The following is a 12,015-nucleotide window of genomic DNA, read 5'->3' on the forward strand; positions in this document are numbered from 1 at the left end:
TGACGCGGTGGGTTTACCTCCCCGCGGGTACGGATACGCTGCCGGCATGACTGGCAGCGAGACGCTTGCCGGCCGTTATGAATTACGGGGCCTGCTCGGGTGCGGCGGCATGGCCGAGGTTCGCGACGGCTGGGACACGCGACTGAACCGTCCGGTGGCGGTCAAACTGCTGCTGCCGAACCTCAACGCCGACCCGGGAGCCCGGCTCAGATTTCAGGACGAGGCCCGCTCCGCGGCGGCGCTGTCGCATCCCAACATCGTGGCGGTCCACGACTTCGGCGAGCACGACGGTCGTCCGTTCATTGTGATGGAACGGCTGCCGGGCCGCACACTGGCCGATCTCATCGCCGAGGTCCCGCTGCCGGCAGCGCAGGTGCGGGCCATGCTCGACGACGTGCTCGCCGCGCTCGACGCCGCGCACACCGGCGGGGTGCTGCACCGCGACATCAAGCCTGGAAACATCCTGCTGTCGGCCACCGGCGACCGCATGCAGGTCGCCGACTTCGGCATCGCCAAGAGCGGCGGAACCGCGCACACCATGACCGGGCAGATCATCGGCACGCTGTGTTACATGAGTCCCGAACGCGTCGCCGGCGCGCCGGCTTCGGTCGCCGACGACCTCTACGCGGTCGGCGTCATGGGCTACGAGGCGGTACTGGGCCGCCGCGCCTTCCCGCACGACAATCCCGTGGCGCTGGCCCGGGCGATCATGGACGCGCCGCCACCGCCGCTGGCCGGGCTGCACACCGGCGCCGATCCGGTCCTCGCCGCGGTCATCGACCGCGCGATGAGCCGTGACCCCCGGTTGCGTTTCGGAAGCGCCGCCCAGATGCGCGCCGCACTCGCCGGGGATGCCGCGGCGATGAGCGCCGGCGCGGCACCGATCGGGGTGCCGCCACGTCCGGCGACCAAGGTGCTCGCCGAACCGTTGCCGCCGTCGGCTTACCACCGGGCCGCGCCGCCGCAACGGCCTGCGTCCCGGAGACGCAGATACGCTCTGATCGCCGCGGCTGCGGCGGCCTTCCTGGTCGCGGCGCTCGCCGTGGCGATGAACCCGTTCTCGTCGTCGACGCCGGTCCAACCCGTCAGCACCAGTACGCCGGCTCCGCCCCCGACACAGCCCCCGTCCCCGCCGCCCGCGCCCACGGCCTCACTGGTGACGCAGCAGCCGCCGCCCGCGGCCGACGTCAAGGGCCCAGACAAGAAGGGCAACAACGGCCACGGGAAGGGAAACGGAAAAGGCAACGGCGCCAACAAGGGTCGCGACGACGACTGATGCCGACCGGCCGCTCGGACTACATGCGGCCGGCTTTGTCCTTGCGCGAGAGCGCCTTGGTTCGGCGTCCGGTGCTCTCGACCGCACCCTCAAGTCCCGCGGCGGCGAGTTCGGCCGCCGTCGGCAGCCGCAGTGACGCCAGGCCGGCATAGGCGTTCTTGCCCAGATTGACCCGGTTCACCGTGACGTGCACCGGCGTCCAGCCCCCGTCGGGGCCCACCATGCGCAGCACGCCGCTGGCGACGCCGGTCGCGAAGTCGGCGGCCATCGCGACCATCGTGGTCGCCCGGTCGTGCGGATGGATGGTCGCCTCACTGGACATGTGCGCGCGCCAGTTGAGGAACGGGACCGGATCGTCGAGCCACTTCAGCAAGGTCCAGTGCCGCGGATCCACCAGCGCCCTGTACACGCCGGGCTGTCGCATCCCGTCGACGATGCGCTGGGCCAACAGGTCGTGTTGGATGCTCGGACCTTCGCGTACGCTGCGCCAATTCATGGCGCGGCAGATCAACCGCTCTCTGCCGTCGTCGGCCACCTCAGGAAGTGAGCGGGCCACGAACCCGACCGTGATGGGCTGACCCCGGTAGTCGGTGACCTCCCAGGTGTTGCACAACGTCACCCCCGGCTCAGGTCTGATCACCATGGTGAGCACCTCGGCCTCGTTCGGATTGAGGTCGCGGCGGGGCAGGTCGTCGGCGAAGGCACGACCGTGTGTGGCCTGTTTGTTCGGATCCCAGCCGCCCACCTCGAGCGACTCGCGGGTGTCGGTGGCGGTCCCACTGGTGAGATCCCACAGCAGCGGCCCCACCAGTGGACGTTCCGGTGGGGTGTCGTCGGGTGCGCCGGCCCACACCTGAACACCGTGGATCCGGCCGTCGGACATCTGGACCACCTCGGTGCGGATGACCCGGTCGTTCTTGGGGGTGATGCTGCTCAGGCCCGCCCCCGCGCGGACTGTCTCACCGATGGCGGTCTGGATGGCCATCAGGTACGGGTTGCGGCGCAGGTAGTTGCCGATCGGGACGAGGTCCTTGGTGTACGCGCCATGCGCGACGACGGCGGGCTCGGTGCCGAGTGTTTCCACGAGCAGCCAGTCGTGGGTCATGCCGGTGATCCTACCGAGGCCGCAGGCGCCCGACGGCGGGGAAGGTTCGCGGCGCCGGGATCTCCGAGCCAGTTGGTGTCAGGTTCAATCCAGCCGTGCCATGAGCAGTCGCACGACCAGTCGCAGAACCCGCACGGCGCCGTCCTTGTCCAAAGGATCGTTTCCGTTGCCGCACTTGGGGGACTGCACGCACGACGGGCATCCCGACGGGCACTCGCACGCCTCGATCGCCGACGCGGTGGCCTCCCACCAGCGGTCCATCGTGGCGAACCCGCGTGCAGCGAACCCGGCCCCGCCGGGGTGGCCGTCGTAGACGAAGATCGACGGCAGCCCGTCGACGGGGCCGATCGCGGTCGAGACCCCGCCGATGTCGCCGCGGTCGCAACTGGCCACCAGCGGCAGCAGGCCGATCGCCGCGTGTTCGGCCGCGTGCAGCGCACCAGGTGTCCGCAGCGGGTCGATCCCGTTGTCCTGCAGCGCCTCCGGTGTGATGGTGCACATCACCGCCATCGTCTCCAGGCTGCGGGTGGGCATGTCGAGTTCGACGAAGTCGATCACTTCACCGTTCATCCGCCGCCGCAGATACCCCGTGACGGTGTTGCTCACCGACACCGGCACCAGACCCACTGTGACCGGCCCGAAGTCGGTGCGCTCACCAGGACCGGTGACGCTGATGTCGGTCAGCTCCCGGGCGAAGGTGGTGTAGCCGGGATCCTCGGTGTGCACGAACGCGACGCCGTCCTCGAAATCCAGGGAATCGACGACGTAACTCTCGCCCTGGTGCAGATACACCGCACCCGGGTGCACCGAGGACGACGCCTGGCCTGCGCCCGTGCTGCCCAGCATCCTGCCGGTGTCCGCCTCCAGGATCGCGATCTGTCCGCCCGTGGCGCCCCGGATGTCCACCGCGGGGTGCGGGTCCAGGCCCGGCGCGGGGAAGTAGCCGCTGGGGCGGCGGCGCAGCAGGCCGTCGTCGACCAGGGATTCGGCCACCGCCTCGGCGCCCCACATCCGGACCTCGGTCTCGGTGAGCGGTAATTCAGTTGCTGCGCAGAGCAACTGCGGACCCAGCACGTAAGGGTTGCCGGGGTCGATGACCACCCGCTCGATCGGTTTGTCCAGCAGGGCCGCCGGATGGTGCACCAGGTAGGTGTCGAGCGGGTCGTCGCGGGCGATCAGCACGATCAGCGCGCCCTGCCCGCGACGGCCCGCGCGGCCGGCCTGCTGCCAGAACGACGCCACCGTCCCCGGAAAACCGGCCAGCACAACGGCATCGAGCCCGGCGATGTCCACGCCGAGCTCCAACGCGTTCGTCGTCGCCACGCCGCGCAGTTCGCCCTCGGTCAGCGCGCGCTCCAGCGCGCGGCGGTCCTCTGCCAGATAGCCGGCGCGGTAGGACGCCACCAGCGGCGCCAGCTCAGGTGCGGTGTCGGCCAATCGGTCCCGTGCGCCGAGCGCGGTGAGTTCGGCGCCGCGCCGGGAACGCACGAAAGTCAGCGTCCGGGCACCCTCGACGATCAGGTCGGCCATCACCCGGGCCGCCTCGGCGCCCGCCGAACGACGCACCGGGGCACCGTTCTCGCCGACCAGATCGGTCATCAGCGCCGGCTCCCAGAGTGCGACGGTGCGGGCCCCCTGCGGCGACCCGTCCTCGGTCACCTCGACCACGGTCTGGCCGATCAGCTCCGACGCCGTCGCGGCGGGCTGGGCGGTGGTGGCGCTGGCGAAGATGACCGTGGGCCCGGCGAATTCGGAGCCGGCGGCCGAGTACCGCGCGCACAGCCGCAGCAGGCGGCGCAGCACCATCGCCACGTTGGACCCGAAAATGCCGCGGTAGTAATGGCATTCATCGACGACCACGTACTGCAGATGGCGCAGGAACACCGCCCAGCGGGCGTGGTTGCGCAGCAGCGACAGGTGGATCATGTCCGGGTTGGAGAAGATCCACCGGGACCGCTCGCGGGCGAAGCGGCGTACCTCGGAGGGGCTGTCGCCGTCGTACGGGCTCGGCGCGACGTCGGCCAGGCCGGGCACCGCGGCGGTGAGCGCGGTGGCCGCACGCAGTTGATCGTGGCCGAGTGCCTTGGTCGGGGACAGATAGAGCGCCCGCGCCCGCGGATTCTGCTTCAGCGCCGTCAATATGGGCAGTTGGTAGGCCAGTGACTTGCCCGAGGCCGTGCCGGTGCTCAGCACGACGTGCCGGCCGTCGCGGGCCAGCTCGGCGGCCGCCAGCTGGTGGGACCACAACGCCTCGACACCGCGATCACGGAACGCCCCCACCAGATCTGGGTCCGCCCATGCGGGCCACGCCTGCCGCCGGGCCCGTCTGGGCGCCAGATCCGCGACATGACGCAGCGGATGCTCGTCGGCGGCGGTTCCGTCGATGGCGCACGCGAGCAGTTCGCGGCCGAAATCCGGCCCCGGATCTGTCACGGCGGTCCCTCCAGGTGTTGTCCTACGTGAATTGTTCACTACGTGATGGCCGCGAGAACTGTCGCAGCTGGCCTGAACATGATTGACTTACGACGGTCGCAGCTTCTGTGTTCGTGTATCAGCACTCGCAGGAACGACGTTGCGATCGCGGTTCCTGCGAGGGTTGTAGGTCGGGTCGAGTTCCGAGCACTCCACGAAGGTATGGCGGTCGGAACGGGCCCGGCCTGCCGAAAGACGGCGGGCCGCACCCGGTGAATACAGAGAAGGAAAGTACGAAAGATGCCACAGGGAACTGTGAAGTGGTTCAACGCGGAGAAGGGCTTCGGCTTCATCGCCCCCGAGGACGGCTCCGCTGACGTTTTTGTCCACTACACGGAAATTCAGGGTTCCGGCTTCCGCACCCTGGAGGAGAACCAGAAGGTCGAGTTCGAGGTCGGCCAGAGCCCCAAGGGGCCCCAGGCCACCGGCGTTCGCGCCATCTGAGCGGGCCCCCAAGACCTCAAGACGCCCCCGCGCCGTCCTGCCGGACGACACGGGGGCGTTCTTCTCTTCACGCACGCCCGGGATGGCCGGGTAACGGGGCTGTGGGGCCCGGCTGCCCTAGTGTCTGTTCTGTGAGCCAGCTGTCCTTCTTCTCGGCCGAGTCGGTGCCCCCGGCGATCGCCGACCTGACGGGGATCCTGGCCGCGCCCGGACAGGCGGTGCTCGTCGGCGGCGCCACCGGAGCGGCCGCACGGCTGTCCGTGGTGGTGGACGCGTTGTGGCGGGCCGAGGGACTGGCCGAGATGATCGCCGAGGCCGGCCTGGACCCGGAGATCGCCCGCACCGACGAGAACACCCCGCTGGTGCGCACCGCGGTCGACGCCAGACTGGTCGTAATCGCCGCCGAGTGGACCAGGGGAGCGGTCAAGACGGTCCCCCCGCAGTGGCTGCCCGGGCCTCGGCAGCTGCGGGCCTGGACATTGGCCGCCGGGCGCCCCGAGGACGACCGCTACCTGCTCGGGCTGGACCCGCACGCGCCCGACACGCATCCGGCGCTCGCGTCGGCGATGATGAGGGTCGGGATCGCACCGACTCTGATCGGCACCCGGGGGGCTCATCCTGCGTTGCGGATCAGTGGACGACGACGGCTATCGCGCCTGGTAGAGAGCGTGGGGGAACCGCCGGAGCAGGATGGGGCGTTGTCGCAGTGGCCGAGGCTGTAACCGGCCGGAACAGCTCTGACGGGGCGGGGACGGTTTGCGTAGGCAGGCGCGGGGTGCCAAATTGTCACTTGCCGGGGCGGGACGCATGAGTAAGTGCATTTCGCGGGCAGCTGAAGAATTGGAGCTGGACAAAGGTGGCTGACGAGGACCGCGGCAGCGGACGTGTGCGGCGACTCGTGATCGTCGAGTCGCCGACCAAGGCGCGCAAGATTGCCGGTTATCTCGGCTCGAACTACATCGTCGAGTCCTCGCGCGGGCACATCCGTGACCTGCCGCGCAACGCAGCCGACGTCCCGGCCAAGTACAAATCCGAGCCTTGGGCGCGCCTGGGCGTCGATGTGGAGCACAATTTCGAGCCGCTCTACATCATCAGTCCGGACAAAAAGAGCACGGTCGCAGACCTCAAGGACAAGCTCAAGAACGTCGACGAGCTCTATCTGGCCACCGACGGTGACCGCGAGGGCGAAGCCATCGCCTGGCACCTGCTGGAGACGCTCAAACCACGCATCCCGGTCAAGCGGATGGTGTTCCACGAGATCACCGAGCCCGCGATCCGGGCGGCCGCCGAGGATCCCCGCGACCTGGACAACGACCTGGTCGACGCGCAGGAGACCCGTCGCATCCTCGACCGTCTCTACGGCTACGAGGTCAGCCCCGTGCTGTGGAAGAAGGTCGCGCCGAAACTGTCGGCCGGCCGGGTGCAGTCCGTGGCGACCCGCATCATCGTGCAGCGCGAGCGGGAGCGGATGGCCTTCCGTTCCGCCGACTACTGGGACGTCACCGCCGAGCTGGACGCCAGCGTCTCCGACGCTTCGGCCAGCCCGCCGACCTTCACCGCCAAGCTCAACACCGTCGACGGTCGTCGGGTGGCCACCGGCCGTGACTTCGACTCCCTCGGCGCGGTCAAGAAGCCCAACGAGGTGCTCGTCCTGGACGAGGCCGGCGCCAACGCGCTGGCCACCGGCCTGCGCGGCGCGCAGCTGGCCGTCACGTCGGTCGAGCAGAAGCCCTACACCCGCAAGCCGTACGCGCCGTTCATGACCTCGACACTGCAGCAGGAGGCGGGCCGCAAGCTGCGGTTCTCGTCGGAGCGCACGATGAGCATCGCTCAGCGGCTCTACGAGAACGGCTACATCACGTATATGCGTACCGACTCGACCACGTTGTCGGCCAGCGCTGTGGAAGCCGCACGCAATCAGGCTCGCCAGCTCTACGGCGAGGAGTACGTGCATCCGACGCCTCGGCAGTACACCCGCAAGGTGAAGAACGCGCAGGAGGCGCATGAGGCGATCCGCCCCGCCGGCGACGTGTTCCAGACCCCCGGTCAGCTGCACAGCCAGCTCGACACGGACGAGTTCCGCCTCTACGAGCTGATCTGGCAGCGCACCGTCGCCAGCCAGATGGCCGACGCGCGCGGCACCACGCTGAGCCTGCGGATCGGCGGGAATGCCCGTTCCGGCGAGCAGGTCGTGTTCAACGCCAGCGGCCGCACCATCACGTTCCCGGGCTTCCTGAAGGCTTACGTCGAGAGCCTCGACGAGCAGGCCGGTGGGGAGGCCGACGACGCCGAGAGCAGGCTGCCGAACCTGACCCAGGGGCAGCGCGTCGACGCCAAGGATCTGACCGCCGACGGGCACAGCACCTCGCCGCCGGCGCGCTACACCGAGGCGTCGCTGATCAAGGCGCTCGAAGACCTCGGGATCGGCAGGCCGTCGACCTACAGCTCGATCATCAAGACCATCCAGGACCGCGGCTACGTGCACAAGAGGGGCAGCGCGCTTGTCCCGTCGTGGGTGGCGTTCGCGGTCATCGGTCTGCTCGAGCAGCATTTCGCGCGCCTGGTCGATTACGACTTCACCGCCGCGATGGAAGACGAACTCGACGAGATCGCTGCCGGTAACGAGCGACGCACCAACTGGCTCAACAACTTCTACTTCGGCGGCGAACACGGCGTCGACGGATCGATCGCCAGGGAGGGCGGGCTCAAGAAGCTTGTCGGCGGCAACCTGGAAGAGATCGACGCGCGAGAAGTCAACTCCATCAAACTCTTCGACGACGCCGAAGGCCGCGCGGTCAACGTCCGGGTGGGCCGTAACGGCGCCTACCTGGAGCGCATGATCGTCGGTGAGGACGGCGAGCCGACCCCACAGCGGGCCAACCTCAAAGACGAGCTGACGCCGGACGAGCTGACCCTGGAGCTGGCCGAAAAGCTGTTCGCCACCCCGCAAGAGGGTCGATCGCTGGGTGTCGACCCGGAGACCGGGCACGAGATCGTCGCCAAGGACGGCCGCTACGGACCGTACGTGACCGAGGTGCTGCCCGAACCCGGACCTGGAGACGACGGCGACGCCGGTGCGACGGCCAAGAAGGGCAAGAAGCCGACCGGGCCGAAGCCGCGCACCGGGTCACTGCTCCGGAGCATGGATCTGGAGACGGTGACGCTGCAGGACGCGCTCAAGCTGCTGTCGCTGCCGCGGGTGGTCGGTGTCGATCCGGCCAGCGGCGAGGAGATCACCGCGCAGAACGGCCGCTACGGCCCGTATCTGAAGAAGGGCACTGACTCCCGATCGCTGGCCACCGAAGACCAGATCTTCTCGATCACCCTCGACGAGGCGCTGAAGATCTATGCCGAGCCCAAACGGCGCGGCCGCCAGGGCGCGGCCACACCGCCGCTGCGCGAGCTGGGTGTCGACCCGGTGTCGGAGAAACCGATGGTGATCAAGGACGGCCGTTTCGGGCCGTACGTCACCGACGGCGAGACCAACGCGAGCCTGCGCAAGGGCGACGACGTCATGTCGATCACCGATGAGCGGGCCTCCGAGCTGCTGGCGGACCGCCGCGCCCGGGGCCCGGTGAAGAAGAAGGCCACCAAGAAGGCCCCGGCGAAGAAGACGGCCAAGAAGACCCCGGCGAAGAAGGCCGCGGCGAAGAAGGCCTGAGCCTCTGTCGGCGGGTTACTGCGAGACGTCGCTGGCGACTTCCTGGCCGACGTCCTGCGGCGAGATCAGGTTGAGCGGGCGGGCGAGCTGGGTCGGGGCGGTACGACCGCGCAACTCGACGATCTCGCCGACATCCCAGCACAGCGCTTCGGCGTCGAGCGCGTCGGCGACGGCGATCGACGATGCCAGCACGTGCCCGGGTTCGAGTTTGGCCAGCTCGGTGAGCCGGGCGGCCTCGTTGACGGGGTCGCCGATCACGGTGTACTCGAAGCGCGCCTGCGCGCCGATGTGGCCGGCGATCGCCCGGCCCGCGGACACCCCGATGCCGAATTCGGTCTCACCGAGCACCCGGATCAGTTCGTCGTGCAGCTCGCGGGAGGCCGCCAGCGCCGCCCCGGAGGCGTCGGGATGTTCGATCGGCGCGCCGAAGATGGCCAGCGCCGCGTCGCCCTGGAACTTGTTGACGAAGCCGCCGTGCCGGTTGACCGTGTCGACGACGACGCGGAAGAAGTCGTTGAGCAGGTTCACCACCTCGGCGGCGGGCCGGGTCGCGGCCAAGTGGGTTGATCCCACCAGGTCGACGAACAGCACCGCGACGTCGCGTTCCTGACCGCCGAGCTCGGTGCCCCGCTCCAGGGCCCGGCGGGCGACGTCCTCACCGACGTAGCGGCCGAACAGGTCGCGCAGGCGTTGCCGTTCGGCCAGGTCGCGCACCATGTCGTTGAAGCCGGCCTGCAGCAGGCCCAGCTCGCTGGCGTCGTAGATCTGCATGTGGGCGTTGTAGTTGCCGCGCTGCACCTCGCCGAGAGCCCAGCGGAGCTGGCGCAGCGGGTCGGCGATCGACATCGCGACCAGCACGGTGCTCGACAGCCCGATGACCAGCGCCACGATCGCCAGCAGCAGGATCGTGGTGCTCAGCCGGTCGGCGGGAGCGGTGAGCACGTCGAACTTGCTTGCGACCAGCGCCAGCAGGATGGCCAGGACCGGAACGCCGGTGGACAGCACCCACGTCAGGACCTGGCGCAGGATGACGCCGGGCGCCCGGAAGGTCTCCGGCACGCCGCCGCGCAGCGCGGCTACCGCGACCGGCCGCAGCACCCGCTCGGACTGCAGATAGCCGATGATCGCGGTGGCCGTGGCGCCCAGGCCCGTCGCGACCGCCACCACCGGCGCGGACTTGCTGGCGACCGGCCAGCTGGCCACGATGAAGACCACCGAGCCGAGCAGCCAGTTCGTCGCGCTGATCACCGACCGGTAGAACGGCATCTTCAGCGCCCGCATGCGGGCGACCTCGGTTTCGGCGGGGTCCCGGTCGCCGAGCAGCATGTCGCGGCGCTGCCAGCGCATCACCGGGATCAGCATGCGCAGGGTCAGGTACGAGGCCACGGTGAACGAGATGAACAGGTAGCCGAGGAAGATCGCCAGGTTGTAGGCGGGCAGGTCCTGCAGCTGGATGCGGTCCTCCGGAGGGAGCCCGAACCGCAGGAAGCCCAGGACCAGCAGAGCGCCGATGATGTCGGCCTGCAGCATGCCCAGCGTGAACACCGGCCACGGTGTACGCGCGACCCAGCGGACGAATGCACTGATTCGTCCCACTTCGATCGGTTCGGCGGCCACCCGAATACCGTATCGGGCTCTCCTGACGCGGAAGGGGCGTCTGGGACGGACGTGTCGGTTCGCAGCATTACTGTTATCGCGATGGCCGGGGTTTTCTCGCGACTGGTGGGTCAGGACGCTGTGGAGCAGGAGTTGATCGCGGCTGCTCGCGCGGCACGCGGTGATTCCGCTCACATCGCCGGTAACGATGTGAGCGCCGCGCCCGGGACGATGACGCACGCGTGGTTGATCACAGGTCCGCCTGGGTCCGGCCGGTCGGTCGCGGCGCTGTGCTTCGCCGCAGCGCTGCAGTGCACCTCCGACGGCACCCCCGGATGCGGCGAGTGCCGGGCGTGTTCGACCACGATGGCCGGCACCCACGCCGACGTGCGCCGCATCATCCCGGAGGGCCTGTCCATCGGCGTGGACGCGATGCGCACGATCGTGCAGATCGCTTCGCGCCGTCCCGGGACGGGCCGCTGGCAGATCGTGGTGATCGAGGACGCCGACCGCTTGACCGAGGGCGCGGCCAACGCGCTGCTGAAGGTGGTCGAGGAGCCCCCGCCGTCGACGGTGTTCCTGTTGTGCGCGCCGTCGGTGGATCCCGAGGACATCGCGATCACGCTGCGGTCGCGCTGCCGCCACGTCGCGCTGGTCACCCCGCCCGTGGAGGCCATCGCCAAGGTGCTGATGGAAGCCGACGGGCTGCCGGAGCGCGACGCGGTGTGGGCCGCGTCGGTCAGTGGCGGCCACGTCGGCCGGGCGCGCCGGCTGGCCACCGACGACCAGGCCCGGGATCGACGCAAACGCGCCCTCGGGCTGGCGCGGGACGCGGCGACGCCGTCGCGGGCGTACGCGGCGGCCGAGGAGTTGGTGGCCACCGCCGAAGCCGAGGCGAAGGCGCTGACCGAGGGTCGCAACGAGGCCGAGGCCGAGGAGCTGCGCACCGCGCTGGGTGCGGGCGGAACCGGCAAGGGCACCGCCGGCACCATGCGCGGCGCCGCCGGCGCACTCAAAGACTTGGAGAAACGCCAGAAGTCCCGGCAGACGCGGGCGTCGCGCGACGCGCTGGACCGGGCGCTGATCGACCTCGCGACGTACTTCCGGGACGCCCTGCTGGTGGCTTCCGGTGCCACCGACGTGGCCCCCAACCACCCGGACATGGCCGACAAGGTGGCCGCGATGGCCGCGCACGCCTCGCCGGACAAGCTGCTGCGCTGCATCGAGGCCGTGCTCGAATGCCGCGAGGCGCTCGCGGTCAACGTCAAGCCTAAGTTCGCGGTCGACGCGATGGTCGGCACCGTCGGGCAGGCGCTGCGCAGCTGAGTTGGGTCGCCGGGAGGCCCTGCCGTAGACTCATCCCGCCCGACAGCGCCGCCTTAGCTCAGTCGGTAGAGCGATTCACTCGTAATGAATAGGTCGGGGGTTCGATTCCCCCAGGCGGCTCCACGTACCACTCGC

The 12,015-nt window shown here is 69.6% G+C and carries 8 protein-coding genes and 1 tRNA gene; 6 read left to right on the plus strand and 3 right to left on the minus strand.

Features of this window, described 5'->3' with window-relative positions:
- Positions 1 to 46 precede the first annotated feature (46 nt).
- Complete coding sequence (locus tag ACXMYJ_RS02155) at positions 47 to 1,276, plus strand: serine/threonine-protein kinase (RefSeq protein WP_460353668.1); 1,230 nt, start codon at positions 47 to 49, stop codon at positions 1,274 to 1,276.
- 19 nt (positions 1,277 to 1,295) lie between these two features.
- Here ACXMYJ_RS02155 and ACXMYJ_RS02160 read toward each other — a convergent pair whose 3' ends face one another.
- Both ACXMYJ_RS02160 and ACXMYJ_RS02165 read right to left on the minus strand, forming a co-directional pair.
- Positions 1,296 to 2,381, minus strand: coding sequence for a PAS domain-containing protein (locus ACXMYJ_RS02160; RefSeq protein WP_460353671.1), 1,086 nt, complete (start codon positions 2,379 to 2,381; stop codon positions 1,296 to 1,298).
- 84 nt (positions 2,382 to 2,465) lie between these two features.
- Entirely contained in the window at positions 2,466 to 4,814 is a 2,349-nt protein-coding gene (locus tag ACXMYJ_RS02165; RefSeq protein WP_460353673.1) for a DEAD/DEAH box helicase, read from the minus strand.
- Positions 4,815 to 5,093: 279 nt separating this feature from the next.
- On the opposite strand from ACXMYJ_RS02165, the gene ACXMYJ_RS02170 reads away from it, so the two are divergent.
- From ACXMYJ_RS02170 to topA, 3 genes are all read left to right on the plus strand, one after another.
- Entirely contained in the window at positions 5,094 to 5,297 is a 204-nt protein-coding gene (locus ACXMYJ_RS02170) for a cold-shock protein (protein WP_003882601.1), read from the plus strand.
- 131 nt (positions 5,298 to 5,428) lie between these two features.
- A complete protein-coding gene (locus tag ACXMYJ_RS02175) occupies positions 5,429 to 6,019 on the plus strand; it encodes a hypothetical protein (RefSeq protein WP_460353676.1) in 591 nt (196 codons plus the stop codon).
- Positions 6,020 to 6,153: 134 nt separating this feature from the next.
- Positions 6,154 to 8,958: a type I DNA topoisomerase gene (gene topA, locus ACXMYJ_RS02180; protein ID WP_460353678.1), complete on the plus strand. Its 2,805-nt coding sequence runs from the start codon at positions 6,154 to 6,156 to the stop codon at positions 8,956 to 8,958.
- A gap of 15 nt (positions 8,959 to 8,973) precedes the next feature.
- Here topA and ACXMYJ_RS02185 read toward each other — a convergent pair whose 3' ends face one another.
- Entirely contained in the window at positions 8,974 to 10,575 is a 1,602-nt protein-coding gene (locus ACXMYJ_RS02185) for an adenylate/guanylate cyclase domain-containing protein (protein WP_460353680.1), read from the minus strand.
- Between the two features lie 81 nt (positions 10,576 to 10,656).
- Here ACXMYJ_RS02185 and ACXMYJ_RS02190 point away from each other — a divergent pair, with 81 nt between their 5' ends.
- Complete coding sequence (locus ACXMYJ_RS02190) at positions 10,657 to 11,880, plus strand: DNA polymerase III subunit delta' (protein ID WP_460353682.1); 1,224 nt, start codon at positions 10,657 to 10,659, stop codon at positions 11,878 to 11,880.
- A gap of 47 nt (positions 11,881 to 11,927) precedes the next feature.
- Positions 11,928 to 12,003 (plus strand) — tRNA-Thr (locus ACXMYJ_RS02195).
- The last annotated feature ends 12 nt before the right edge of the window (positions 12,004 to 12,015 follow it).

This window comes from Mycobacterium sp. ZZG, from assembly GCF_054786995.1.